This is a genomic window from Martinezella hainanensis, from assembly GCF_900094555.1.
Classification (GTDB): Bacteria; Pseudomonadota; Alphaproteobacteria; order Rhizobiales; family Rhizobiaceae; genus Rhizobium; species Rhizobium hainanense.
The window spans coordinates 592,601-617,075 of record NZ_FMAC01000003.1 but is presented as its reverse complement, the minus strand read 5'-3'; the positions used below and the strand labels follow the sequence as shown (position 1 = coordinate 617,075).

The 24,475-nt window shown below is 59.3% G+C and carries 25 protein-coding genes and 1 pseudogene; 12 read left to right on the top strand and 14 right to left on the bottom strand.

The features are described from left to right. Positions 1-31: 31 nt before the first annotated feature. On the bottom strand, positions 32-1,069 hold the full coding sequence (locus GA0061100_RS13485; RefSeq protein ID WP_075853186.1) for a dipeptidase: 1,038 nt from the start codon (positions 1,067-1,069) through the stop codon (positions 32-34). Between the two features lie 655 nt (positions 1,070-1,724). Between GA0061100_RS13485 and GA0061100_RS13480 the strand changes: the two genes are divergently transcribed. The 3 genes from GA0061100_RS13480 (at position 1,725) to GA0061100_RS13470 (ending at position 3,951) form a co-directional block, all read left to right on the top strand. After that, entirely contained in the window at positions 1,725-2,828 is a 1,104-nt protein-coding gene (locus tag GA0061100_RS13480; RefSeq protein WP_083961348.1) for a helix-turn-helix domain-containing protein, read from the top strand. A gap of 268 nt (positions 2,829-3,096) precedes the next feature. Then, the gene (locus GA0061100_RS13475; protein ID WP_075853184.1) at positions 3,097-3,318 is read left to right on the top strand and encodes a hypothetical protein; all 222 of its coding nucleotides are present in this window, start codon (positions 3,097-3,099) and stop codon (positions 3,316-3,318) included. 195 nt (positions 3,319-3,513) lie between these two features. Beyond that, the gene (locus tag GA0061100_RS13470) at positions 3,514-3,951 is read left to right on the top strand and encodes a VOC family protein (protein WP_075853183.1); all 438 of its coding nucleotides are present in this window, start codon (positions 3,514-3,516) and stop codon (positions 3,949-3,951) included. A gap of 137 nt (positions 3,952-4,088) precedes the next feature. Here GA0061100_RS13470 and GA0061100_RS13465 read toward each other — a convergent pair whose 3' ends face one another. After that, the gene (locus GA0061100_RS13465; RefSeq protein ID WP_075853182.1) at positions 4,089-4,463 is read right to left on the bottom strand and encodes a hypothetical protein; all 375 of its coding nucleotides are present in this window, start codon (positions 4,461-4,463) and stop codon (positions 4,089-4,091) included. 135 nt (positions 4,464-4,598) lie between these two features. Beyond that, a complete protein-coding gene (locus GA0061100_RS13460; protein WP_075853286.1) occupies positions 4,599-5,213 on the bottom strand; it encodes a glutathione S-transferase in 615 nt (204 codons plus the stop codon). Positions 5,214-5,302: 89 nt separating this feature from the next. Here GA0061100_RS13460 and ftrA point away from each other — a divergent pair, with 89 nt between their 5' ends. Next, the gene (ftrA, locus tag GA0061100_RS13455) at positions 5,303-6,331 is read left to right on the top strand and encodes a transcriptional regulator FtrA (RefSeq protein WP_342195458.1); all 1,029 of its coding nucleotides are present in this window, start codon (positions 5,303-5,305) and stop codon (positions 6,329-6,331) included. Positions 6,332-6,334: 3 nt separating this feature from the next. Here ftrA and GA0061100_RS35100 read toward each other — a convergent pair whose 3' ends face one another. From GA0061100_RS35100 to GA0061100_RS13435, 4 genes are all read right to left on the bottom strand, one after another. Continuing rightward, positions 6,335-6,757, bottom strand: coding sequence for a hypothetical protein (locus GA0061100_RS35100; protein WP_244557825.1), 423 nt, complete (start codon positions 6,755-6,757; stop codon positions 6,335-6,337). 117 nt (positions 6,758-6,874) lie between these two features. Then, positions 6,875-7,699 (bottom strand): hypothetical protein, encoded by an 825-nt coding sequence (locus GA0061100_RS13445; RefSeq protein ID WP_075853181.1) that lies wholly within the window; start codon positions 7,697-7,699, stop codon positions 6,875-6,877. A 302-nt stretch (positions 7,700-8,001) separates the two neighbouring features. Continuing rightward, positions 8,002-8,415 carry a hypothetical protein gene (locus GA0061100_RS13440; protein WP_075853283.1) on the bottom strand — a complete coding sequence of 138 codons (414 nt, stop codon included), beginning with the start codon at positions 8,413-8,415 and terminating at the stop codon, positions 8,002-8,004. A gap of 174 nt (positions 8,416-8,589) precedes the next feature. Further along, complete coding sequence (locus GA0061100_RS13435) at positions 8,590-9,612, bottom strand: LacI family DNA-binding transcriptional regulator (protein WP_075853180.1); 1,023 nt, start codon at positions 9,610-9,612, stop codon at positions 8,590-8,592. Positions 9,613-9,779: 167 nt separating this feature from the next. Between GA0061100_RS13435 and ltnD the strand changes: the two genes are divergently transcribed. From ltnD to GA0061100_RS13405, 6 genes are all read left to right on the top strand, one after another. Then, positions 9,780-10,688 carry an L-threonate dehydrogenase gene (gene ltnD, locus GA0061100_RS13430; protein ID WP_075853282.1) on the top strand — a complete coding sequence of 303 codons (909 nt, stop codon included), beginning with the start codon at positions 9,780-9,782 and terminating at the stop codon, positions 10,686-10,688. A 3-nt stretch (positions 10,689-10,691) separates the two neighbouring features. Continuing rightward, positions 10,692-11,966, top strand: coding sequence for a 3-oxo-tetronate kinase (otnK, locus tag GA0061100_RS13425; RefSeq protein ID WP_075853179.1), 1,275 nt, complete (start codon positions 10,692-10,694; stop codon positions 11,964-11,966). Further along, on the top strand, positions 11,963-12,613 hold the full coding sequence (otnC, locus tag GA0061100_RS13420) for a 3-oxo-tetronate 4-phosphate decarboxylase (RefSeq protein ID WP_075853178.1): 651 nt from the start codon (positions 11,963-11,965) through the stop codon (positions 12,611-12,613). The genes otnK and otnC overlap by 4 nt, the downstream gene beginning before the upstream one ends. Before the next feature lie 2 nt (positions 12,614-12,615). Next, positions 12,616-13,380, top strand: a complete 765-nt coding sequence (locus GA0061100_RS13415; RefSeq protein WP_075853177.1) for a hydroxypyruvate isomerase family protein — start codon at positions 12,616-12,618, stop codon at positions 13,378-13,380. 99 nt (positions 13,381-13,479) lie between these two features. Further along, complete coding sequence (gene denD / locus GA0061100_RS13410) at positions 13,480-14,466, top strand: D-erythronate dehydrogenase (RefSeq protein WP_075853176.1); 987 nt, start codon at positions 13,480-13,482, stop codon at positions 14,464-14,466. Next, entirely contained in the window at positions 14,463-15,233 is a 771-nt protein-coding gene (locus GA0061100_RS13405) for an SDR family oxidoreductase (protein WP_075853175.1), read from the top strand. The genes denD and GA0061100_RS13405 overlap by 4 nt, the downstream gene beginning before the upstream one ends. Before the next feature lie 57 nt (positions 15,234-15,290). On the opposite strand, the gene GA0061100_RS13400 is transcribed toward GA0061100_RS13405, so the two are convergent. Next, positions 15,291-16,253, bottom strand: coding sequence for a S1C family serine protease (locus GA0061100_RS13400; RefSeq protein WP_075853174.1), 963 nt, complete (start codon positions 16,251-16,253; stop codon positions 15,291-15,293). Between the two features lie 172 nt (positions 16,254-16,425). Continuing rightward, the gene (locus tag GA0061100_RS13395) at positions 16,426-16,908 is read right to left on the bottom strand and encodes a MarR family winged helix-turn-helix transcriptional regulator (protein ID WP_075853281.1); all 483 of its coding nucleotides are present in this window, start codon (positions 16,906-16,908) and stop codon (positions 16,426-16,428) included. A 39-nt stretch (positions 16,909-16,947) separates the two neighbouring features. On the opposite strand from GA0061100_RS13395, the gene GA0061100_RS13390 reads away from it, so the two are divergent. After that, positions 16,948-18,216, top strand: coding sequence for an FAD-dependent monooxygenase (locus tag GA0061100_RS13390; RefSeq protein ID WP_075853173.1), 1,269 nt, complete (start codon positions 16,948-16,950; stop codon positions 18,214-18,216). A 107-nt stretch (positions 18,217-18,323) separates the two neighbouring features. Here the strand turns inward: GA0061100_RS13390 and GA0061100_RS13385 are convergent, their stop codons facing one another. After that, positions 18,324-18,830, bottom strand: coding sequence for a hypothetical protein (locus GA0061100_RS13385; protein ID WP_075853172.1), 507 nt, complete (start codon positions 18,828-18,830; stop codon positions 18,324-18,326). A 234-nt stretch (positions 18,831-19,064) separates the two neighbouring features. Here GA0061100_RS13385 and GA0061100_RS13375 point away from each other — a divergent pair, with 234 nt between their 5' ends. Next, positions 19,065-19,697 (top strand): lysozyme inhibitor LprI family protein, encoded by a 633-nt coding sequence (locus tag GA0061100_RS13375; protein ID WP_075853170.1) that lies wholly within the window; start codon positions 19,065-19,067, stop codon positions 19,695-19,697. A 66-nt stretch (positions 19,698-19,763) separates the two neighbouring features. Here GA0061100_RS13375 and GA0061100_RS13370 read toward each other — a convergent pair whose 3' ends face one another. From GA0061100_RS13370 to GA0061100_RS13355, 4 genes and pseudogenes are all read right to left on the bottom strand, one after another. After that, entirely contained in the window at positions 19,764-20,993 is a 1,230-nt protein-coding gene (locus GA0061100_RS13370) for a c-type cytochrome (RefSeq protein WP_244557824.1), read from the bottom strand. Further along, positions 20,990-22,755, bottom strand: a pseudogene (locus GA0061100_RS13365) (GMC family oxidoreductase). Before GA0061100_RS13365 ends, GA0061100_RS13370 begins: the two are co-directional and overlap by 4 nt. A 10-nt stretch (positions 22,756-22,765) precedes the next feature. Next, positions 22,766-23,521, bottom strand: a complete 756-nt coding sequence (locus GA0061100_RS13360; RefSeq protein ID WP_075853169.1) for a gluconate 2-dehydrogenase subunit 3 family protein — start codon at positions 23,519-23,521, stop codon at positions 22,766-22,768. Positions 23,522-24,047: 526 nt separating this feature from the next. Beyond that, entirely contained in the window at positions 24,048-24,296 is a 249-nt protein-coding gene (locus GA0061100_RS13355) for a hypothetical protein (protein ID WP_075853168.1), read from the bottom strand. Positions 24,297-24,475: the final 179 nt, after the last annotated feature.

Sequence of the window (24,475 nt, the reverse complement as noted above, 5' to 3'; positions counted from 1 at the left end):
CCGCCTGCCCGGACAGGCACGAAAGGGCGTCTCAGCCGCCCCATGTCTGTTCGAGGACCCGGATCCAGTTCTGATGGGCGATCTTGGCAAGCGACTGATCGTCGAACCCATGCACACGCAGGGCGTCGATCAGCTTCGGCAGGCCGCTTGCATCGCCGAGCGCCGCCGGAATGGTCGTACCGTCGAAATCGGAACCGAGCGCGACATGCTCGATGCCGATGCGCTCGGCAATATAAGCGACGTGGCGAACAAGAATGTCGAGCGGCGTATCCGTGTTCCTCACGCCGTCGTCACGCAGGAAGAGCACGCCGAAATTGATCCCGACCAACCCGCCGGTATCGCGGATCGCGTCGAGCTGCTTGTCGGTCAGATTGCGGCTATGCGGGCTGATGGCATGCGCATTCGAATGCGAGGCTACCAGCGGCGCATTCGAGAGTTTGGCGATATCCCAGAATCCCTGCTCGTTCATGTGCGAGAGATCGATCATAATCCTGAGCTCGTTGCAGGCACGGATCAGATCCTTGCCCGCATCGGTGAGCCCGGGGCCGATATCCGGCGTCGAAGGGAAACGGAAAGGCACACCATAAGCAAAGACATTGGGGCGGCTCCAGACAGGTCCAAGCGTCCGCAGGCCGGCCTGATGCAGGACGTAAAGCGCATCGAGATCGGCCGCGACCGCTTCCGCACCTTCGATGTGGAACACCGCGGCGAACTGGCCTTCGGCAATCGAACCCTTGATATCAGCGGCCGAGCGGCAGACCTTCACAGCTCCCTCGGAGCGTGCTTCGATCGCAAGCAGAAGCCGCGCCATCGCCAGAGTTTCGTTCAGTGCGTCGGGCTGGGCAGGTGTCGCGAAATCGGCATTTTCAGCCTTCGGCTGATCCGGCGACGGAATGAATATGGCGCAAAGGCCACCCGCGAGGCCACCACGGCGAGCGCGAGGCAGATCGATATGCCCGGCAGCTTCGCCATTCAGGAAAGCGTTGACGGAATTCAAGCCACCGCGGCGCAGCCGAAGCAGCACGTCATTATGGCCATCGAAGACGGGGATTATCGAGGATTCGGTCATGTCTCATTCCAAAAATTGCAGTTGATATCTGCCTAGGCAAGCTTGGCAGGATGGGCAACTGCAAACTACGCATAGGGGCTGTGAAAACGGAATTGGTCGTTCGCAAGGCATCCCCGTCAAAGCCTTCGGGAAATACGATAGTAACCGAGCGGTGCCAAGCAGGATGAGGCAAAAGCGGAATAGTTTCGGAACGATTTTGCAAAGCACCTGTATGGAGCAAATTTTCGTTTGCACCTGGATGTGCTTGCACAGAGGATGCCGACCCCTATGCAGCGTTTGACTTGGAAAATGTACCGGCAGGAGACAGATCGGTTCGGACAGCGGCCATATTTTGCGACAATTGCAGCGGGAATATAGGTTTGGCGACCCGCAAGACTTGCCTTTTCGAAAAGGCGCAGCAAATGAAAGTCTTGATATGGTGAAAGAGCTAGGAATACGGCAGGAATTACAGCAGCATATCGGCTCGTTGAAGAAGGCGGCTCGAAGCGGAGACAGCCGCCTGCTTGAATGATGGATAAAGAGTTGATGGCGGCGCTCATGTTCTGTCCTGGCCGTATTCGAGGAGGACGGATTGTCTGATTTTCGGCGCGAAGAACGATCCGAATCTGCGTCAGACGAGGCGGAGGATCAGCCAAGGCGCAAGGACAGAAAGTCTTTGCAGTCAGAGCGGCGGCGTTTTCCGCGACCGGAGACGGCAGCGACGGAGGAAGCCCTACCACCGCCGGCCTTGCAGCCGTTGAAATTCTCGACACGTGACATCGAGCCGGCTGCGCAATTTGCCGCCTGGCAAGCCTATGTTGCTCCCGTGGCCGACGTGCGACTGCCGGACAATGTCTCGCCGGAAGCCGGCTTTCCGGCCGACCATATCGCGTGGAATCTTGGCGGCATGCTCATCGTTCAGCAAGATACGCCGCCCCACAGCTATATGCGCTCGCAAGCGAAGGCGAAAACCAACCACATCGATCACTGGCACATTTCCTTGCTGAGCAACGGCCGGACCTGGACAGAGGTCGATGGCCGTGTTTTGGAAGGCAAGCCCGGCAAGGTGGAACTGCGATCGCTGGGACAGCCATTTCGAGGGCGCTCGACCGAGGCAACGGCCCTCTCGCTCTTTCTGCCGAGGGCATTGCTGTTCGACGTTCCGACACCGGTGGAGATCGAGAACAATATCGCCCTCTCCGGCGTGTTCACCAACATGTTGATCGAATTCCTCGATAGTGTCGAAAACAATCTTCCACGCTTTGCAGCGACCGATCTGCCGCACGTTGTCCAGACGGTGCGCAATATGATTGTGGCTTCCGTTTCGACTTCGGCGGCGCAATCGACCGGCATGGAGCAACACAGCACCCTCGCCGTGACGGAGCGCGTGCGGCGGTTCGTGGAAGGCAACCTCACGTCAGGCGACCTGACGGTCGAGCACATATGTCGCGAGCTCGGCATATCCCGCACCAGGCTCTATCAGATATTCGAACAATATGGTGGCGTGCATCACTATATTCAGCGCCGTCGTCTCCTGTCTGCTCATGCCGCCCTCAGCGATCCCGCCAATCGGGAGCAGATCGTCGATATCGCCTTTGCCGTCGGCTTTTCCTCGGCTGCGCACTTCAGCCGGGCCTTCGGCAAGGAATTCGGGTACAGTCCCCGTGAAGCCAGAAACCTCACCATACCCCGCTATCTAGGGCAGATCGTCTCGCCGGCATCGTCCGACAGCAGTCACTCCTTCGATGAATGGCTGAAAACCCTCGGCTATTATCACTAGACAGCGAATTGACGCTTCGAGGCATGCGCGGGAGCGGAGGGCGCGCGCAGGCGGAGCGCGTCTTGCCGCCAATCCCCGCATCAGCCCCAAAACCGCACTTCAGCAATCGCGAAAATGGACGCTGCTGCAAGTTTCAGGATGTACGGCTAACGACATATGGTGCGTAACCCATTAAAAAAGAAGCATAATAGTCGTTTGGGCACCAAAGCTCTGGTGTTTGGTAAATGTACCCTGCGTCCACCGGAGCAAGTCTTAGGGAAAAACAGCAATGGTATCTACTCGCCAGACAATAGAGATCAGCAAGCCTCAGCATCCCGTCAATGACTCATACCGCGCGGTCGAGCGCGAAGAGGTTCTTGAAGTGGCCTTCCGCGACTTCGTTCAAATGGCGCTTACCGCAGGTTGGAACGAGCCGGAAGTCGCTTTGACCTTGGCCGATATTGCCGATGACTATGTGATGGCTCTCGCTGGTAGAGTTGCTGAGAAATAGTATTCCGCGTCCGTCCGCGCTCCGCAGGGGTGAGCACGAACGGTTGGAAGCAGCTCTTCAGCATGCCGTCGGTGACACCGCTAACAACAACAAGAAGGCGGTTCACCGGCGGCATGAATTTTACTCGACAAGCAGTCAGCATGCTTCCTTCATGCCCTGCCCCATCTAGGCAAGATTTGTAGAAAGCGGGTCACGATGAAGATCAGGCAACATCTCTGGTTTCAGCATGACATGGAAACAGCGATAGAACTTTACACGTCGCTTATCCCGGGTTCGGCAGCAGGATGGGTCTCAAATATTCTCACCGACAATCTGAATGGACCAGCCGGCAGCGTAAAGTTTGCAGGTTTCACACTTGGAAATCGCGCCTATATGGGTTTCGAGGCAGGGCCATTCGACCGCTCAGAGCATAGTTCTTCCATCACCGTCGAGTGTGCGTCACAGGACGAGGCGGACCGTTTGCGTTATGCGCTAGGGAAAAGCCGTCCAGACGATCGTGGCCTTGTGAGAGATCCGTGGGGCATATGTTGGCAGTTTCTGGTCAAGCAGCAGAGCGCCGACACCAAAATATCCGCCACATCTGAGCAAGTCAGCAGCGTCACGGCTGCAAAGAAGAAATTCGCCGCCGCTTAAAAGCGCGCGACAAAACTATCGCAAAATTCGAAGGTCGCGGCAAACGCATAGCTTTCAGCCAGTCGAAAGCATGCGCTGCCGTGATGTAGGCGGAGGCCGATCCACACTCGGCTTCCGCTTGTGCTCTATTTTGAGCGTCAGTCGATAACCGGGCAGCCGCGCCGATTGCCGAAGACCATGCGGTCTGGACCGCCATCGTTCCAGCCGCGGACAACGATGCGCCGGCCGTTGCTGTCGATAGAATCGATGCGACGGAAGCCTTCCGCCCGCGCGGCGCGCATGAGATCGCGTCTGTCGCAGCCGCGATCACGATCCCAGCCCCTGTCACGATCACGGTCCCAGCCGCGCGGCGGACCTCTCCAGTCCCGACCCTGGTCGCGCTGCCAGGGCGGCGGCGGTGCATCGCCGTCATCGCCGCCGTAATACTGCGCCGAAGCGACAGACGTCATCAGTTGCAACGCGGCCAATCCGACCACGGCAACACGCGAAATCCGTACCAAACCTTCAAGCATTTCCCTTACCCCCATTTCCTGTCTTTTAGACGGGGATAGAGATACGCCGATTCGCATGAACTCTGCCTGAACACAGCCGGAGCCAGATTGAGCGCCGCTCTGTGGCAAGATCGCAGCGCTTTTGCGCGACATGCCTCAGCTGAAAGGAAAGGCGCGAAACTCATCCCTCTCCTCGGCGCGGGCCGAGAGCACATGAAGGCGCGGACAGGCATTCACATCGAGGACATCAGGCAACATCTCGCGGGTGAAGCGAAGCGCGACGGCACTGGTGATATCTGCCTGGAGCGGCCGTGTACCAAAAAGCCAGGAACCGGCCTGCGGCATCTCTGCCTCCAGCAAGCGATATGCCGCCGCAAGCTGACCGTGAACCCGATCGAGCCAGGGCTGATGCTGCTTTTCCATGGGGCGCAGATTATGCTCATAGACGATCTGAACCGTCTTCTCGCACGCCGCCAATGCAAGACCGATGATCCGCAGAGACCGGGAATGAGCCTGCGGATCGAGGGGTATGAGGCTGCGTCCGGGCGCTGCAATGCGTTCGGCATGCTCAAGTATCAGGCTCGAATCCATCAAAACGGTTCCATCATCCGTGACGAGCGACGGCGCCTTCACGACCGGATTGATGCCGGCAAAAGCGTCGAAAGCGCTGAAGACAGAAAGCGGCTCATGCACAAATGCTATATCGAGCGCACGTAACGATATCGCCACGCGCCTGACAAAAGGCGAATCCAGCATTCCGATCAGTCTCATATCCACCACCATCTCTTTCTTCGTGCAAGCGCAAGGACCGCGCCGTGATCCGATGAGGAATAGTAGTCGTGGGCGGATGGCCATTGCCAGTGGCCGAAAAAGCCATTACCGCAAGGATCATGCCAAAGAACACCAATCCGCTTGTCATCATCGCCGCCTATGACCAACTTTGCACGTTCGAATTCGGATGCGCCTTCGAAGTGTTCGGATTGTCGCGCCCGGAAATGGGTTCGGGCTGGTATCGCTGCATGACCGCGGTAGTGGAACCCGGGCTCATTCGAGCTGCCGGCGGCCTTACCGTCAATTCGGACGGCGGCCTTGAGCTGTTCGATCAGGCAGATACGATCGTCATACCGGGGTGGCGCGGACCAGACGTCGTTGTGCCCGAGCCGCTCCTAGAAGCGCTGCGGAAAGCTCACGCCAGGGGCGTCAGGCTGGTGTCGATCTGCGGAGGCACCTTCGTGCTGGCTCAAACCGGCCTGTTGTCCGGTAGACGCGCCACGACCCACTGGCATCATGCCGGAAGGCTTGCCGCCGCCTATCCGGACATCGATGTCGAGCCGCATTCCCTCTATGTCGATGAAGGCGACATATTGACATCGGCCGGCAGTGCTGCCGGGCTCGACCTTTGCATTCATGTCGTGCGCAAGGATTTTGGCGCCAAGGCTGCCAATAGCGTGGCCCGGCGCCTTGTCGTCGCCGCCCATCGCGAAGGCGGCCAAACGCAGTTCATCGAGCGGCCGGTCGCAGCACATAGTACCACGCGGCTATCTGCGTTGCTGGATGTGATCCGGGGAGACCTCGCACAACAATGGAGTGTCCAGCGCATGGCGGAGGAAGCTTGCATAAGCGTGCGAAGCCTGCATCGCCATATTCGCGAGGCGATGGGAATTGCACCGGGAGAATGGCTTCAGAACGAACGTCTGGCTCGAGCGCGCGAGCTTCTGGAAGAAACAGGCCTTCCCGTTTCGGTCATTGCAATGCATGTCGGCCTGGGAAGCGCCACGAACTTCCGTCATCATTTTCGCGCAAGCGTCGGATTGTCACCGACAGCCTATCGATCGCGTTTCCGCAGCGCCGGTGGCGAGCACGAAGCCGCGTCCTCGACTAAACAATAGCCATCATCTATCGCGTTTTGGAGCCTTTGGAGATGTAAGGCCTGCCCCGGCCGCACGGCGAGGGGCCGTCCGCGAAAGCCTGCCTCCGCCGTGCCAGTCCGTGATTGCCGAATGGACGGATTGAGATAGAAGCATCGCGCCCGCCAGACAATAGAGCAGCACGATGATGGCTGCTTCGACGATCAGAGGCAGAAATGCAAAGCGAGCGCCCGAGCTTTCTTCCTCTTCAGGGAGCAGATCAGGCAGGCCGAGGATCATCGCCGTCAACGGCGAGGCAAGGATAGCAACGAAAGCGACACCATGAATCCAGAGGCGAAACCGAGGCAATTTCCCCGCCACCCAAAAGGCCAGAAGCGGAGCGCCTATATTGCATATCAGGCCAAGTGAAACAGCGATCTCTGTCGGCAGGATCGAATCGTCGTGCATGAATTCCCAATCCTTCAATGCTACTCAGATTAGTACCATGCACGCCAGGAAACAACTTGATCGTCTGTGCCGCCACCCCATAGGCGCGAAGTTTTCACTGCCACAAATGGTCGGAAATCATTGCCACCATGGCTCGCGGCGATGCCATTTGAGATCCCGACGGCGGCTCCTTCCGGCAGCCTTCCTGTCGCCCTTCAGATGATCCAGATAACCGCCCAAGACGCTGTTGATGAAGACATGGGTTTTCGTCAGACGCGAGCCGAGCCGCCTGAATCTGGCTTCCTTGTCTCGCTCCATCTGCTGGAGCACTTTCCAGAAGACGAAGCTGTCATGGCTTTCCTTCATGGTCAGGAAATAGCCGGAGGAATAGGCACCTTCGAAGCGGTCGATAAAGGTCAATATTGCGGGATGGCGTAGATTGTATCCAACCCATCCGCATTCGGGATAAATCCTCCTGTTCAGATAGGTGGCAAGCTGATTTCCACGCGGCGCTATCCTATCGAGAAAGCTTTTCGGAATGGCTCTGTGGGTCACGGTATCGGCATCGAGCCATATCAGCTGGTCGACCATGTTGTGATAGCGTCTGACGGCATCAGCAACCGCAAAGACCTTGTTGGAAAAGCGCACGGCATCCCAGCGGAAGTCACGTACCAGCCCATTGCGTGACGGAATCCATCCATTTGCCTGTGGATTGTCACCGTGGGCCTCGCGAAAATCGCGCAGCCGGGGCAAAGCCTTGCAATGATCGAATATCAGAAGGCGGCGGTCCTTCTCCTCGATTTCGACATCCTCGGCATAGACGACCAGAGAGACGTCCTTTGGCCAGCAAGCGAGGAAGGTCTCGATGCATTTCTTGCCGTATTCGCGATAACCCTTTTCATTGAAGGTGGTGACAACGATATGGCTCAACTCTTCCCGTCGCCACGGATTGGTAAGGAACATCGGCAATCGGACTCCGCAATAAGGTAAACTCTCGGTCGGTCTATCCGATCGTTTTGCCTTACCGTTTTCCGAATGTTTCCAAACCGTGAATTTTTCGGGAAATCTTATTGCCAAGCTTAGGTTTGCAATGCCCGGCACCCTCATGGAGACCTCGGAGCCTAACTGGCCGAAGCCGAAATGCCGTCAAAGTCATTCCCGGCGATCGTTTATCTGAACATGATCGCTTCCGGCGAACTTCTCCTTTTTCCGCCAGTCGGACAACGGATGCAGATTCTCTTGCCGACCGTCGCTGTATGTGCGGTTTACTTGATGGTGAAATCAGTCGTTTCCATCACTTTGCCGTTGACGGAAAACTCGATCTCATAGCTCCCGACGGGCCAACCATTGTTCGGTTTCGTCATCGAGGATTTCACATGGTTGGTCAGCGAACCGATATGCAGATTGACACTGTTGATCTTGTAATTCGGTGGCGCCGCTCCGCCGGTGTCGACGGCAACCCATGCGATGTTAACATCACTCCCCGACGGCACGTCCTTCGTCAGATGGGCTGACACAAAAATCTTCGGCGTATCGGGAGCAAAGCTGCTTTGAGCAGCATCCGAATCCTCCTTAGTCGAAATGACGATATCTTTGAAACCAACGGCCCATGCACCCGAGGAAATTGCGGATATGGCACTGGTGGCAAAAGCGAAAATCACAGCCTGGAGGAAACGCATTTTCGAAGATCCTTTGCTTGACAAGAGCACATCGTGCAGAGCGAAAGAGGCGGTCACAGCACGTCACTGTTTCCGAGTTCAAGCAATCAACGAAAGGGATATTGGTCGCCATCGCGCGCTGGCAAGGCTTGGACTTTCATCGCGTCGTCGGCAGAGAAAAACTATGAAGAGATCTCAGGAAGCGCTGCCAGCCGCTCCATAACCGTCAATTCCTGCGATTGTCGGCGTAAACACGATGGTTTTCGGCATCGCATCGCGGTTGCTCATGACCGCTTGGCGCACCAATTGTGCCGCAACCTCGCCGATAGCGCGCCTGGGCGAGCGGGACGTTGCGATCGGCGCAGGCAGCGAACCGACCAGATCCAGCCCGTTGAAACCGGCAATCAGGATCTTCTTTGGAACTGCAACGCCCAGCTCCATGCAGGCAAACAGCCCGCCGCTCGCCATGTCGTCGTTGGAGTAATAGATGCAATCGAGATCCGGCACCGCCGCGAGCATGGTCGTCGTCAGTTGTTTTCCAAGCGCGATCGAGGAAAATGCATCATCGATCTGCTGTTCGGCAAACCCCAGACCATGGGCATGCAAGACGCGTTCGAAGCCAGCCTTGCGCTTGCCTGCACGCAGATCCCGAGCCAGAGCGCTGCCGACATAACCGAACCGTCTTCGCCCAGCCGCAATCAACGCTTCGGCCATACCCTCTCCCGCCGCGCCATGGGACAAGCCGACATTGAAATCAATCGGCGTGCCGTCGAGATCCATGAGCTGGATGACCGGAATATTGGCGTGGCGGAGCAGATCCGCCGTCTCTTCCGGCTGATCGAGCCCGGTGACGATGATGGCGCAGGGTTGCCAGGAGAGCATGTCGCGGATGATCTCGCGCTCCTTGGCGACATCATAATCGGATATGCCGAACACGGCTTGCATGCCGGAGCCGTCAAGCCCAGCGGAAATGCCGGCAAGCACCTCCGGAAAGACAATATTCGACATGCTGGGGACGACGACAGCAACCAGGTTTGTGCGCTGCGAGGATAGCGAGAGTGCCAGCCTGTTGCCGACATAGTTCATCCGCGTTGCCGCAGCGAGAACCTTGTCGCGCGTCTCGCTGGAGACATCGGCAACGCCCCGAAGCGCACGCGACGCCGTCATCTTGCTCACGCCCGCTTCGATCGCGACTTCTTCCAGAGTGGGTTTGCGCATCCCCAAGCAACCCTCGATGAACCATGGCGGCTGGCACGATGCCGCTCCTCTTCATAGAATGTTTCCTGGAAAAGGCAAACATCCGCCTATTGACAATTACCGGAAAATTGAGGCTTGTTATCGATACCGGTATCGGTAACATAGCCAAAAATTGCAGAGGTAGCAGCGTGTTGAACACGAAGAAGACCGCCGTCATCGGCCTGGGATCCATGGGTTGGGGCGCTGCCCTATCCCTTCTAAAGGCGGGCTTTGTCGTACGCGGCTGCGATGTCCGCAGCGAGGTTCTCACCCGTTTTGCCGAGAGCGGCGGCACGCCCTGCACGACGCCGGCATCTGCCGCTGAGGACGCTGACGTGATCCTTGTCTATGTCGTCAACAGCAAGCAGGTCGAAGATGTCCTATTCGGGCAGAGCGGCGCGCTGGAAACTGCTCGTCCTTCGACCACATTCCTGCTCTGCGCCACCATGGCACCGAGTGCGACGACAGCCATTGCCGAAAAGCTTGAGGCAGCCGGCATGTTCGTCATCGACGCCCCTGTCTCCGGTGGCCATGTCCGCGCGCTTTCAGGCGAGATCACCGTCATGGCATCCGGCACACCCGAGGCCTTCGATAAGGCGTCAGCGGTGCTCGACGCCATCTCGGCCAAGGTATTCCGGCTGGGGGATCGCCCCGGCGCCGGCTCGCAGGTCAAGATGATCAACCAGCTGCTGGCCGGCGTCCATATCGCCGCAACGGCCGAGGCCATGACGCTGGCTGCCAAGGCCGGCATCGATTTGAAGACACTCTATGATGTGATCTGCGTATCGGCCGGCTCGTCCTGGATGTTCGAGAATCGCGGCGAGCACATCGTATCCGGCGACTATACGCCGCGCTCGGCGGTCAATATCTTCGTCAAGGACCTCGGCATCGTGACGTCGGAGGCCGGCAAAGCCGGTGCTGTTACCCCGCTCGCTGCCGCCGCCCTTGATCTCTTCGAGGAAGCATCGCAAGCAGGTTTCGGCCTTGAAGACGACGCCGCCGTCGCAAAAATCCTCGCCGCCAAGAGCGGCGCCAGCCTTCCCGGAGTAAAGGACTAGACAATGGCGCTCCTGCTTGGCTGCATCGCCGACGACTTCACCGGGGCGACCGATCTTGCCGCGCTGCTGGCGCGCAGCGGACTGCCCGTTTCGCTGCGGATCGGCATTCCGCAGGAGAAGCGCGATCGGAGCGAGATAGCCGCCTTCGAGGTCATCGCCTTGAAATGCCGGACTTCGCCGGTCGATGTCGCCGTTAAACAGGCACATCGGGCGCTGGCATGGCTGAGGGAAGCCGGCGCGAGCCGCTTCTTCTGGAAATACTGCTCGACATTCGACAGCACCGCCGAAGGCAATATCGGTCCTATCGCTGAGATGCTGATGGCCGAGACGGGTGCTGCCCAGACGATCTATTGCCCGGCCTTTCCGGAAAACGGACGCAGTGTCTTCATGGGTCATCTCTTTGTCGGCGAGCAGCTTCTGTCGGAGAGTCCGATGAAGGATCATCCGCTGACGCCGATGCGCGATTCCAGTCTTGTACGGCTTCTGACGCCGCAGGTGGCGAGTGCGGTCGGCCTTGCCAATCGCAACGTCGTCTCGAAGGGTGCGGCAGCGCTGAAGACGCACTTGGAACAGCTCCACGGCGACGATATCCGGCATGTGATCGTCGATGCCGTTTGCGACGATGATCTCCGCACGATTGCTGCAGCATCCTTCAACATGATGCTATTGACGGGCGGCAGCGCGATTGCTGGCCAGCTTCCGCAATTCTACATCGAGCAGGGTCTCGCCAGCCTCTCCGAACATCGCCAGGCACTGCCAAAGGTCGCCGGCGGTTCGATCGTCCTATCCGGCAGTTGCTCCGCCATGACGCGCCGGCAGGTTGCCCGTTATACCGGCAAAGTCGCCAGCTTGCGGCTCGATCCTATCGTGCTGGCTCAGGAAGGCGCCGGCGCTGCGCTGGAGTGGCTGCGTCAACAGTCCCCCGATGCACCGAAGCTCATTTACGCTACCGCCGAGCCCGACGAGGTGCGGCGGGCACAGGAGCGATTGGGGCGGGATAAGGCTGGCCATGTGGTCGAAGACGCACTTTCCGAGATCGCCCACGAGGCCTTCGATTGCGGCACACGCCGCTTCGTCGTCGCCGGCGGCGAGACTTCGGGCGCAATTACGCAGGCGCTCGGCATCACGCATCTGGCAATCGGCCCGGAAATTGCGCCCGGTGTCCCATGGACCTTCGCGGCGGTCGATCGAAGGCAGATCGCACTTGCACTGAAATCGGGAAACTTTGGCGGCGAAGACTTCTTCACGGATGCTTTCGACCGATTGGAGACCGCATGAGCGAAGAAGCAGCACTGCGCGAACATATATGCATGATGGCCAAGTCGCTCTACGATCGCGGCCTGACAGCTGGCTCCTCCGGGAATATCTCCGCGCGTCTCAGCGACGGGCGCCTGCTGGTGACCCCGACGGGCAGCTCCTTCGGACGCCTCGATCCCGCGCGCCTGTCGCTTTTCGACAGCGAAGGACGCCTGATCGGCGGAGACAAGCCGACGAAGGAAATGCCGCTGCATGCTGCCTTCTACGAGACACGGCCAAAGAAGACGGGTGCCGTGGTCCATCTCCATTCCAGCCATTCTGTTGCGCTTTCGATCCTGCCTGACGTCGATGCCGACAACATGCTGCCACCCCTGACCGCCTATTCGATCATGAAACTCGGCAAGGTAAAGCTGCTGCCCTATTTCATGCCGGGTGATCCGGCCATGGGTGATGCCATCCGCGGCCTTGCCGGCAAGCGCAGCGCCGTGATGCTGGCGGCACACGGACCGGTCGTCTCCGCTAGGGATCTGGAAGCGGCTGTTTATGCGATAGAAGAACTGGAGGAGACGGCAAAGCTTGCCATGCTGACGCGCGGGGCCAATCCTTCACTGCTGACGGATGCCCAGATCGCCGATCTCGTTCGTACCTATGACGTGGAGTGGGACTGAACATGACGCGCTTTTCCGCCAATCTGGGTTTCCTGTGGCAGGAGCTTTCCCTCCCCGACGCGATCCGCGCCGCCAAGGCCGCCGGCTTCGACGCCGTGGAATGCCACTATCCCTATGACACGCCCGCTGAGACCGTGCGTCAGGCATTGGAGGAAACCGGCCTTCCCATGCTCGGCCTCAACACCGCCCGCGGCAATGTCGCGGCTGGCGACAATGGTCTTGCCGCCATTCCGGGGCGAGAGGAAGAAGCCCGCGACCTCATCGATCAGGCGATCGATTATGCAGCCGCCATCGGCACACCGAACGTGCATGTGATGGCTGGCAAGGCCCGCGGCGAAGAGGCCCGGGCCACCTTCATCGCCAATCTCCGCTATGCCTGCGAACGCACCGGCAAGGTGGGGGTGACCGTGCTGATCGAGCCGCTCAATCACCGCGACGCGCCGGGTTACTTCCTGCAGACCGCGGATCAGGCGCTCGACATCATAGCTGCGGTCAGCGCCGATAACCTCAAGCTGATGTTCGACTGCTATCACATCCAGATCATGCAGGGCGACCTGACGCACAGGCTGCAGGCGCATCTAGCCGCGATCGGCCATATTCAAATTGCCGCCGTTCCGGACCGGCGCGAACCTGATCACGGAGAAATCGATTACCGTCACATTCTGCAATTCCTGGAAAAGCTTGGCTATGACAAGCCGATCGGCGTGGAGTATCGGCCGGCGACCACGACGGATGCCGGGCTTGCCTGGCTGCAAGCGTACAAATGAAGCAAAGGCCGGCATCCCGGATGCCTGAGTGCCACCACAGACATTCACTCGGGAATTCTCCCGAACACTGATATCAGCCTATTGGGAGGAAACGCCGATATGCATGTTTTGATTTTGGGCGCTGCGGGCATGGTCGGCCGCAAGCTTATCAACCGTATTGCCGCCGAGCCGGAAATTCTCGGCCGGACCATCGATCGCCTGACGCTGGTCGATGCCTTCCAGCCGACGGTGCCGGAAGCGCTTGCATCTGTATCCAAGGCTTTGACGATCGACCTTGCGACATCGGGCGTTGCGGAAAAGCTGATCGAAGACCGCCCGGATATGATCTTCCATCTCGCCGCCATCGTCTCCGGCGAGGCCGAGGCCGACTTCGACAAGGGCTACACGGTCAATCTCGACGGCACGCGGGCACTCTTCGAAGCCATTCGCCAGCAGGGCCTGAAATCCCCCTATATCCCCCGCGTCATCTTCGCCTCCTCCATCGCCGTGTTCGGCACGCCCTTCCCCGATATCATCGACGACGAATTCCTGACCGCACCGTTGACGAGCTACGGCACCCAGAAGGCGATTGCCGAGCTCCTGCTTGCCGATTATTCGCGCCGCGGCATTTTCGACGGCATCGGCATCCGACTGCCGACCATTTGCGTTCGGCCCGGCGCTCCAAACAAGGCGGCCTCCGGCTTCTTTTCGAACATCCTGCGCGAGCCGCTTGTCGGAAGACCAGCCATCCTGCCTGTCAGCGATACGGTGCGGCACTGGTTTGCAAGCCCACGAGCAGCGGTCGGCTTTTTCATGCACGCCGCAACGCTCGATACCGCGAAGGTCGGGCCGCGGCGCAACCTCACCATGCCCGGACTTTCGGCGCTCGTTTCCGACGAGATCGATGCCCTGCGCCGTGTCGGCGGCGACAAGGCGGTTGCGCTTATCCGCCGCGAGCCCGATCCGGTGATCGAACGCATCGTCTCGGGATGGGCGACCCAATTCGACGCGAAGCGCGCGAGCGCGCTCGGCTTCAAGGCCGAACAAAGCTTTGACGAGATCCTGCAGGCGCACATCGAAGACGAATTGGAAGGGAGAGTTGCATGACGGAAGTGTCATCGCAAAACGCAATCGCGCTGGTGACCGGCGGCGGCACAGGTATCGGCCGGGCCATTGCCAAGGCGCTCGGCTCGGCAGGTTTCAAGGTCGTCATCTCGGGGCGACGGGCTGATGTTCTCGAAAAGGCGGCCCGCGAGCTCAGCGAGGAAACAGGGGCGGAGTTTCTTGCTGTTGCGGCCGATGTGAGCGACCCCGCGTCAGTTCGCAGCCTTTTCGATGCGATCTCCGACCGCTACGGCCGCCTCGACCTTCTGGTCAACAATGCCGGCATGGGCCTGCCGGCCGTGCCGATGGAAGAGCTGAGCTTCGAGCAATGGAACGCCATTGTCGGCGCAAACCTGACCGGCGCGTTCCTGTGCACACAGCAGGCCTTCCGCCTGATGAAAGCCCAGGTGCCGCAGGGCGGCCGTATCATCAACAACGGTTCGATATCGGCAACGACGCCGCGGCCGCATTCGGCACCCTATACGGCCACGAAGCACGCGATCACCGGTTTGACGAAATCGACAGCACTCGACGGCCGTCCCTTCGATATCGCCTGCGGCCAGATCGATATCGGCAATGCGGCCACCGAGATGACGGCGCGGATGAGCGGCGGCGTGCTGCAGGCAAATGGCGAGACCGCGGCGGAGCCGACGATCTCGGCAGAGCATGTCGCACGCGCTGTCGTCTACATGGCGACCTTGCCACTCGACGCCAACGTTCTCTCGATGACCGTCATGGCGACAAAGATGCCGCTTGTGGGCAGAGGGTAAAAGAGATTGGCAGCATCGTGCGTACGATGCTGCCGTCTTTATGGTTTGGGCTATTCGTTAAATAGCCGGGCGCGCCGAAGGCTTGACTTGCCTTCGTTCGATCAGACCGCCGACGCTGAAGATCAAGATTTCGATCTCCGTATCGATCTTGTCACCGTCGAGCAACCGGACGACATCGTCTATGCCTGATACCGCATGGCCGTCGATGGCAAGCAGATAGTCGCCCTCCTGCAAGCCGCCCTTTTCGGCTGGACTATCCTTTTCGACGCGACGCAGACGCACGGCCGTCGAATGCGTAACGCCAGCCTCGAGCGCGATGCGCCGATGCAGCTCGACCGTATCGGCGGCGATGCCGATATAGGCGCGCCGGACATGGCCGAAGCGCAGGATCTCGGACACAACATGCTTGGCCGTGTTTGAAGCAACCGAGAATGCGATGCTCTGCGCACCCTGGATGACGGCGGTATTGACGCCGACCACCTCGCCGGCAGATGACACCAGCGGACCGCCGGAGTTACCGGGGTTGAGGGCCGCATCCGTCTGGATGATGTCTTCCATCAACCGCCCGCTCGCCGCGCGCATCGAGCGTCCAAGCGCAGAGACGATACCCGCCGTGACGGTCCATTCGAAGCCCAGCGGATTGCCGATGGCAATCGCGATATGGCCGCGCTTCAGCGATTTGGAATCGCCAAGTTTCGCCCAATTACCGGGCCAGTCATTGGCACGGATGAGCGCGAGGTCGGTATCCGGGTCACGCCCGAGCACCCGTCCCTCGACGGTCGCCCCTTCCGGGGTCTGGATGCGCACGGCCTTGGCGTCGTCAACGACATGATTGTTGGTCACGACCAAGCCATCCGGCGAAATGGCAAAGCCGGACCCGTGGCCAGCGCGGCCGCCCAAACGCTCGATCCGGCTGACGGCCGGACCGACGAGATCAACGGCACCTGATACCGATTGGGAATAGGCATCCAGCAGCCCGGCATCGGATGACGGCTGGATGTCGCGATCAATGAAGCCCATGAAAACTCCTCCGACGCAGGCGCGTCGCTACGAGGACCGGCAGCAACTGTTGGGAAGCAGGAGGCTGTCAGTTCGACAGATTGAAGTGGTGACTATTCAAATGAGATGTCGCCCTATCGAGTTCAAGAGCCAGCCGAACGCACGCATTCGCCTCACCTTTCGGCGACTGAGATCAGCTCTTTTCCTGCTGCAACAGCCGCTCGAGCTCCCGTTCCTGCATCTCGATGGCTTGCGTGACGAACCGCAGGACCACCTTCTTTTCCGCCTCGGAAAACTGCTTGAGCATCTGCGCGCCGGCCTCTTCGATAGGACCATAGGCTTCGCGTCCCAGCCTGATCGCCTTCTCGGATGGCGCCACCAGCACACGACGTCGGTCGTTCGGATCTGGAACGCGGTGGAGAAGGTCGCGCGCCGAAAGACGATCGATCAACGCCGTAACCGAGGGAGGCGCAAGACCGATGGCCTTGGCGACGGCGTTCGCAGGTTGCGGCGCGCGCATGATCACGCTGAGGCAGCGCCGCTCGGCGCTGTTCAGCCCATGCAGCTTGCCAAAGGTTTCGTCGAAGCTCTCGGTCGCCTCCTGCCAGCGCATGCAGGCAAGGCTGATGGCTTCGACAAGGCGCTGCTCATCTTCATTTGACTTTTGTTCGATCATCGAATAATTCATTTATCAAACTATTTGAAGGAGGAACCAATGTGCCCCATTGAAGACCGTGCTGCAACCATTAATCGAGCAGCAAGCCCGGAGGTGACGATCGGCATATGCGGCGCCGGCATTGGCGGGCTTGTGCTCGCGCTCCGGCTGGCAAAGCTCGGCTTTCGTCCAATATTGTTCGAAGCCCGCACCAGAGAGGCCGCCTTGTCCGAAGGCGAGTTCCTGACGCTCGCCTCCAATGGCATGAATGCCCTGCGGGCGGTGGACTGCCACGACGCAGTGCTGAGCGAAGGATTGGAAACCCGTGCCATTGAGCTCTGCAACGCACGCGGCAAAAGGCTCGCACTCGTCGACCAGAGCGACCATTTGGCGACATTCGGCACGCCCGCCGTCACCATCAAGCGCGGCGTTCTGACCGGCATCCTGATCGGGAAGTGTGAGGCCGAGGGCATCGTCACGCAATTTGGCCGGCGCGTGACCAAGGTCGACAATCACGCACACGCCGTAACGCTCAACTTCTCCGAAAGTGCCGGTCTTGCCGTTGACCTGCTCGCCGCCGCCGATGGGCTGCGATCCTTCGTCCGCACGCAAATATTTCCGGATTATCCCCTACCGCAATTTACCGGCCTGATCGGCACGGGCGGTATCGTCGATGCGGACATACCGGATACCGATGGAGTGATGCGCATGACCTTCGGAGAGAAGGCCTTCTTCGGTTACCTCAAGACGGCATCCCACCCCGTATACTGGTTCGATTCCTTCCCCGCCGACACGCCCGATGCCGTGCGCACATTGGAACCGAAGGCGCTCGCCGCTCACGTTCGCCAGATGCACGCGGCCGATCCCGAGCCCAACAGATCGATCCTGCACGCGGTCGACAGGATCGAGCGCAGCTATCCCATCTTTGATATGCCGCAGCTTCCGATCTGGTCGAACGGACGCGTTGTGCTGCTCGGCGACGCAGCACACGCCATCGGCCCACATGCCGGCCAGGGGGCGTCGATGGCCATAGAGGATGCCGTGGTCCTATCATCCTGTCTCGCAGATACGCTCGACTACGGCGCGGCCTTTGCCCGTTATGAGGCGCTGCGGCGGCCGCGCATCGCCCGCGTGGTGAAGCTCACCCGGCAAAATGCTTCCAGAAAACGGAAAAACAGTCGGCTTAGCCTGTTTCTGCGAGATCTGCTTCTGCCTCTGTTCATTCCGATGAGCGTCAGGGCCAGCCGCAAATTGTTCGCATATCGCGTCGATCTCGATCCGCTGGAGGAAAACCATCCGGTCGAAGGCGGTCGCAAAGATGCTGCCTGACGTGCGGTTCGGCCCGGTGACGGTCGAAAGCCGATCGTAAAGAGGTGGAGTAGCCGGCTGAGAGGTACAGTCTCGTTCAATCCCGCGACCCTGCCGATACGACGAAGCTAGGTGCGCGGCCAGGCGAGCCTGCTCCAATTCGCAATGTAGAACACTACCGCAATGAACATTCCCGATCCGACCAGATCGAGCCGATGGTGCCCGAAGAGGAAGAGGCCGAGCAGGGCCAAACCAAATGAAGACACGATCAGAAAAAGTGAGGGTAGAACGCTTGTGATGCGTGTCCTCGCCTCGCCTTTGGCCTCGATACCATCGCCGGTAATGTGACGATCAGAGCCCGGCAACTTGTTACCGAGGCTGATCGTCACCTGCCCCCTCCTCGTGCCGACCTTGCCTTTGGTCGTATTTCCTGAGGTCAGAAGCACGAGTGCCATCGAAACTACCATGCTGCCGAACGCCCAGGAAAAGACCGTGCACGCCGCCATGGCCGTCGCGTTCGCATAGGTCTGATAGAGGTAGACCGCCAAAGCTCCCATTGCGACGCAGACGGCAAGAAACATGGAACCGACGATCAGGAATGTGATCCTGCCGGACAGTTGTGCTTCACCCTCCATGTGACCTCCAATCAGCCTCCATATGTTCAGACCGTCGAAACTAGAGCGTGATGCCGAAAAGTGTACGCAGTTTTCGGACGACATCACGCTCTACTTTTTTGATGCTAGAGCGGATGCCCGCAATCTTCAAACGCCGGCGCAATATTTGTCCAGCTTGGCCGTAGACGCCGAGAGGGCCTTTACGAAGCTGCACGCAGGCATAGTTAGCTGGGGTATCGGAGAAGGAGGTATCCCATGAGAATTTCGAGATCCGCCTCGGCGGTGATCATCATCGGCCTATTTGCTGTGCCCGTCGAAGCCGCAGGGATCGATTGCGCAAAGCCGGGCTCGCTGAGCGACCACATGATCTGCCAGGACAAATCGCTGCTTGCCCGCGATGCGATGGTGAGGGATCTCTATGCGGCCGCGCTGAAGCACGATGATGCCGACAAGATTCGCGAACGGCAACGGCGCTGGATTACGAAGGTGCAGTCCTGCAGCGATGTGACATGCGCCCGACAGGCCTATGACGATCAGATTGCTTCCCTTCTGGTGACCAAGGGCGGACAAAGCGCGTCGACGGATTTCCAGTCGAATAGCGCCGATGGCAACGAGGGCCATCTTGCCGTCTTCGGGCCGGTCGATGGACTCCTCGCAGTTTCGCTCGCCTCGACCTATGTCGGCCCGGGCGGCGCAGATGCCGGCGATGTCAATGCCGATGGTATCGACGGCGTCGTTCCGCTGGCGAAAGAACACGCCGAGCTTTCCAGGGATGCCTGCAAGATCGACCTCAATCGCCTCAATGCGAAGACCTGGCGTGTGTCGCAGGCGGGTGTTTGCGATTTCGCCGCCGGGGTGACCTTGCAGGGCACCTACCGCAAACAATGACATTAGTTGACGCCAAGCGAGGATCGCGCCCCCTGGCGCAATCCCTGCCCGCAACTATGGATTCCGCTAGTCCTGAGCGCTTCCCCTTATATTGCTGACATCGCCCGCGCTGACGGGGGCAGCCGCATTGCCCCAGCTGTTGCGGACATAGGTCAGCACGTCGCTGACCTGCTGATCGCTAAGCCTCCAGGCGAATGATGGCATGGCCGGGGTCGTTTGTTTCGACGAGGTATAAACAGCCTGGCTTCCCGCCAGAACGACATGGGCAAGGGTTTCCGCGCTTGGCTGCTGGACGAGGCTGTTGCCGGCCAGCGCTGGAAACAGTGGCATGGCGCCCTTCCCATCCATGCCGTGGCAGGCGGAACAGGTGTCATGATAGATGGCAGCACCCGCCACCATGCGCCCATCATCGGCCTTCAGCGGTGCAGGCTTATCCGACGAACTAGCGGAGAGGCTCTTCAGATAGACCGCAATCGCCTTCAGGTCGGCATCCTTCATCTGCGAGGTCGACTGTGCGATGGCCTCCGCCATCGGGTCGGAAGCGATCGTCTTATCCGTGGAACCCGTCCTCAGATAGGTGACGATCTCGTCCTCGCTCCAGGCTCCGATGCCGATATGCGGATCGCCGGTGATGTTGGGGGCATACCAGCCCTGCAGCGAAGCGCCCTGCAGGAATTGAGAGTCCTTGTCGGCCCCCAGGAAGGATTTGGGCGAATGGCAGGTTCCGCAATGGCCCGGCCCCTGCACGAGATAGGCGCCACGGTTCCACTCGGCCGTCTGCTTCTCATCCGGCACGAAAGGTGCAGGATCGAAATTGAGGAGATTCCACCCCCACATGGATAGCCGGATATTGAGCGGAAAGGGCAGCTGGTTGGCGACGACCTTGTTCTTGACCGGCTGCAGCGTGGTCAGATAGGCCCACATGTCGGAGAGATCCCTGTCCGACATCTTGCTATAGGCCGGATAGGGCATGGCCGGATAGAGGCGGATGCCATTATGGCCGGTGCCGGTTTTCATCATGCGGATGAAATCGACCTCGCTCCAATTGCCGATGCCGGTTTCCTTGTCCGGCGTGATATTCGGCGGCACCAGAGCGCCGAAGGGCGTCTGTAGGGGCTCGCCGCCGGCAAAAGGCTGACCGCCCTGCTTCGTGTGGCAGGCGGCGCAATCGCCGAGAACTGCCTGATAGCGGCCATTGATGACGCGATCCGCTAGATCGGTGGAGTCTGCAAGAGCGGAGCTAGCGGATGCCGAGAGGACGCCGAATGCGAAGAGAATGGAGAGTTTCTTCATCATGCTGACACCAGGGGCGCGCCGGGGTTGCGGAGATATGTGTTGCGGATCGCATCGGCTGCGACAAAGGCCAAAGCGCCGACCGTTCCCGTCGGGTTCTTGCCGGCATTATGCGCAAAGGCGGAGGCACCGATGACGAACAGGTTCGGCACATCCCAGTTCTGCAGATAGCGGTTGACAGCGCTGGTCTTCGGATCGGCCCCCATGATCGCGCCGCCGGTATTGTGCGTGCTCTGATAGGGTACCGAATCCCAGCCCTTCTTGCGTCGCGCGCCATTGTACTGACGCGCACCCAGCGTCTTGGCGATATCCTCCATCCGATCGGAAACATAATTGGACATTTTCAGATCATTGTCCGGAAAATCGAAGGTGATGCGCAGCAATGGCCGCCCGAGACGATCCTTATAGGTCGGATCCAGATCGAGATAATTGCCCTGCGTCGGATAGCTCGAGCCCTGCGAGCTGTAGGTCATGGTGCTCTTGTAGGCCTGGGTGGTCGCCGCTTTCCATTTCGATCCCCAGCGCGGCGTGCCGGGGGGCACGGGGCGCATGGCGATCGGCCTGCCGTTGGTCGGGATGCAGTTGATCCCGGCCCCACCGACGAAATCGACAAACCCATGATCGAAGGCATCGCCGTTGAAATCGTCGACCGTCTGGCCGAGCGCACCGGAGGCGATGAAGGGATTGAAATTCTTGTCGTCAAAGAAGACCTGCATGCCAGCATTGGTCTGATAACAGTAATTGCGCCCGACAACGCCCTCGCCGCTGTTCGGATCATAGGGCTTGCCGATACCGGACAGCAGCATCAGGCGCACATTGTGAAGACCGTAGGCGCATAGCAGCACCATATCGGCCGGTTGGAAGAACTCCTCGTCAGAAGTGTCGACATAGGTGACGCCCTTGGCCATCTTGCCTGAGCCGTCGAGATCGATGCGCAGCACTTCGCTGTCCGTGCGCAGCTCGAAATTCCTCTTCTTCATCAAGACGGGCAGGATCGTCGTCTGCGCACTGGCCTTGGAATAATTCGCACAGCCGAAGCGTTCGCAGAAGCCGCAGAGCGTACACTCGCCCATCGCGATCCCAAGCGGATTGATGTAGGCCTTCGACAAGTTCGCCGATGGGGTCGGGAACGGGTGATAACCGAGCTTGCGCGCAGCCTCCGCAAAAAGGCTCGGCGCATAGCTCATCTGCATCGGCGGCAGCGGATAGTCCCGCGCACGCGGATCCTCGAAGGGATTGCCGCCGTTCTGGATCTGGCCCTTGATGTTTCCGGCCTTCCCGGAAATGCCGGCCAGATATTCGAACTTGTCGTAGAAGGGCTCCATCTCCTCGCCGGTCACGCCCCAATCCTGAAGCTGAAGACCATCGAACTTCGACGCGCCGTAACGCCCGGTCAGATGGGATTTGATGCCGAAATCGCTGTCCCAGAAACGCCAGGTATGGCCGTTCCAATGCACACCCGCCCCGCCAACGCCATTGCCGGGCAGGAAGGAACCGTAATCGCGCATCGGCAGCGCCGTCTGCGAGAGATTGTTGCGCATCGTCATCGCTTCGACGCGCGGCTGCAGGAAGAGGTCGCGGCGTATGCCGTAACGCAGCTCGTCCTGTACATAGCCGATGTTGAAGTCAGTCGCGGTTCGCGCCAAGGTCCGCGCTCGATCGCAAGCACATCCAGCCCCTGTTCGGTCAGTTCATGGGCGAGAATGGCGCCGGTCCAACCGAGTCCGACAATGACGACATCTTTACGCGGAAGTATCTTCGTCATGGCTGGCCTCCTATTTTTCCGCCCAGAATGGCTGGCTTGCGATGGAAATCGGCGGATGCGGATAGGGCTCATTGAATTTGCTGACATGGTCGCGATAATCGTAGCGTGCGCCGGGGAAACCCAGCATCTTCCACGAAGCCATGTCCTTGTTGCCGCCATAAACCGGGTCGGCAAAAAATCCCTCCATGACATTGCCGAGGATGACGTTGAAGAAGGCCTTGCCGTCGACATTGTTGCCGAGCTTGACCTTGCCGGCCTCCAGATCCGTCAGGAATCCGTCCTGCTCTTCCAGCGAAAGATCGGCGAAAGCCTTCCCGCCCTTGTTCTGCTTCAAATAGGCGTCGATCGCCGCCAGACCCTTGCGATAGATCTGCGCCGGATTGTCTGCGCCCTGATAGCCTTGCGTCGGCAGGCCGGGCAGGAATGGTCCCTGCGTATAGAGCCGGCTGGAGTTGCCGTAGGATCCCGCAAGCTGGCGGTCGAGATAGACAGCACAGCCCGCTTCCTTGCCGCCAATACTGAGTTCGTCGGCCGGGATCATCCGATCCGCGATCGCCTCGATCGTGCGCGCTTCCTGCTCGGTGAAGAACTTCCAGCCGCCCGGCATGACTTGCCGCGGCGGATCGGCCGCATAGGAGGTCCAGGGAAGATTGCCGCCCTGATATGATCGAGCCAATACCGGGCCGGCGCTTCCGGCAAGGATGGTCAGGGCAACAGAGGAAAGGAAATGGCGCCGCGACTGGCGCTTGGGACAGAGTTCGGACACTGGGGGCTCCCGATTGGCAAGATGATACAGGCTATGTTCGGTCGAACGTCGGAAACGCCACCGGCCGCCATTGCAATCATCCAGCGCAGGGCGCCCGGCAGGGATGCAAAATCGGCAGGGCGCCGATTCCACCCTCAGTATACATGCCTACATGAAGAATCCCATACATAATATGAATCAAAATCGACCAAACGACTTTGAGAACTTGAGCCTTCCAGTTGATTTTTAAGGAAAAAGAGCGAGAAACTCACTTGCCCATCGCCACCTTACCAGTGCTGGGAAGATCAACGATGGTTAACCAGGCTTTACTTATCCCTTGGTTGCGATCGCGAGCACTGCGAGCTTAACAAGGCGTAAGTTCTGGATGGCGATCGGGAGAAATAAACCCTGTCGATCACAACCGGCAAATGACAGGAAGGCAGGCATCTCGACACAAGCGCGCCAGGTCATCGCGGTAATGACCGATCCGTTCGCTCCGGCCGCGAGCGACGGCCGGAGTCCTTTGAGAAATCCTAAAAACTGGCGATCAACTGCCGACTGCGTCGGATGTGCATTTCTTGACGAAGCTCGTCTTGGCGGCGCCAGCAAGCTTCTTCGATGCCGCCTGAGTATCGCAGGCGCTTGCGGCATCCTTCTCGCATTTCTTGGTAAAACTCGTCAAAGCGGCGCCTGCGAGCTTCTTGTCGGCGGCCTGGGCTTTGCATGTGGCATCTGCCGCCATCGCACTGCCGGCAATGCAGGTCGAAACAATGGCGATTCCGAGCAGTCTGATCATCGAATTCCTCCGCGCTATCCCGGCAAAAGACCGGGTTAGTTGAGTCTAACGGAATGACTGCCGGAGTAAAGATATGCACCAATCATCCAACGAAAAGAAAAAGCCTTATGTCTTCCCCGTCAAAGGGCGAAAGCCTTGTCGATCGCGTCTTGAATCGATCGACAAAAGGATGGAAACTA

Excerpts from the sequence above, each read along its gene's own strand:
- GA0061100_RS13485 (WP_075853186.1), bottom strand. The coding sequence starts at position 1,069 with ATGACCGAATCCTCGATAATCCCCGTCTTCGATGGCCATAATGACGTG.
- GA0061100_RS13475 (WP_075853184.1), top strand. The coding sequence starts at position 3,097 with ATGGTATCTACTCGCCAGACAATAGAGATCAGCAAGCCTCAGCATCCC.
- GA0061100_RS13470 (WP_075853183.1), top strand. The coding sequence starts at position 3,514 with ATGAAGATCAGGCAACATCTCTGGTTTCAGCATGACATGGAAACAGCG.
- GA0061100_RS13465 (WP_075853182.1), bottom strand. The coding sequence starts at position 4,463 with ATGCTTGAAGGTTTGGTACGGATTTCGCGTGTTGCCGTGGTCGGATTG.
- GA0061100_RS13460 (WP_075853286.1), bottom strand. The coding sequence starts at position 5,213 with ATGAGACTGATCGGAATGCTGGATTCGCCTTTTGTCAGGCGCGTGGCG.
- GA0061100_RS35100 (WP_244557825.1), bottom strand. The coding sequence starts at position 6,757 with ATGCACGACGATTCGATCCTGCCGACAGAGATCGCTGTTTCACTTGGC.
- GA0061100_RS13445 (WP_075853181.1), bottom strand. The coding sequence starts at position 7,699 with ATGTTCCTTACCAATCCGTGGCGACGGGAAGAGTTGAGCCATATCGTT.
- GA0061100_RS13440 (WP_075853283.1), bottom strand. The coding sequence starts at position 8,415 with ATGCGTTTCCTCCAGGCTGTGATTTTCGCTTTTGCCACCAGTGCCATA.
- GA0061100_RS13435 (WP_075853180.1), bottom strand. The coding sequence starts at position 9,612 with ATGCGCAAACCCACTCTGGAAGAAGTCGCGATCGAAGCGGGCGTGAGC.
- otnK (WP_075853179.1), top strand. The coding sequence starts at position 10,692 with ATGGCGCTCCTGCTTGGCTGCATCGCCGACGACTTCACCGGGGCGACC.
- otnC (WP_075853178.1), top strand. The coding sequence starts at position 11,963 with ATGAGCGAAGAAGCAGCACTGCGCGAACATATATGCATGATGGCCAAG.
- GA0061100_RS13415 (WP_075853177.1), top strand. The coding sequence starts at position 12,616 with ATGACGCGCTTTTCCGCCAATCTGGGTTTCCTGTGGCAGGAGCTTTCC.
- denD (WP_075853176.1), top strand. The coding sequence starts at position 13,480 with ATGCATGTTTTGATTTTGGGCGCTGCGGGCATGGTCGGCCGCAAGCTT.
- GA0061100_RS13405 (WP_075853175.1), top strand. The coding sequence starts at position 14,463 with ATGACGGAAGTGTCATCGCAAAACGCAATCGCGCTGGTGACCGGCGGC.
- GA0061100_RS13400 (WP_075853174.1), bottom strand. The coding sequence starts at position 16,253 with ATGGGCTTCATTGATCGCGACATCCAGCCGTCATCCGATGCCGGGCTG.
- GA0061100_RS13395 (WP_075853281.1), bottom strand. The coding sequence starts at position 16,908 with ATGATCGAACAAAAGTCAAATGAAGATGAGCAGCGCCTTGTCGAAGCC.
- GA0061100_RS13390 (WP_075853173.1), top strand. The coding sequence starts at position 16,948 with ATGTGCCCCATTGAAGACCGTGCTGCAACCATTAATCGAGCAGCAAGC.
- GA0061100_RS13385 (WP_075853172.1), bottom strand. The coding sequence starts at position 18,830 with ATGGAGGGTGAAGCACAACTGTCCGGCAGGATCACATTCCTGATCGTC.
- GA0061100_RS13375 (WP_075853170.1), top strand. The coding sequence starts at position 19,065 with ATGAGAATTTCGAGATCCGCCTCGGCGGTGATCATCATCGGCCTATTT.
- GA0061100_RS13370 (WP_244557824.1), bottom strand. The coding sequence starts at position 20,993 with ATGATGAAGAAACTCTCCATTCTCTTCGCATTCGGCGTCCTCTCGGCA.
- GA0061100_RS13355 (WP_075853168.1), bottom strand. The coding sequence starts at position 24,296 with ATGATCAGACTGCTCGGAATCGCCATTGTTTCGACCTGCATTGCCGGC.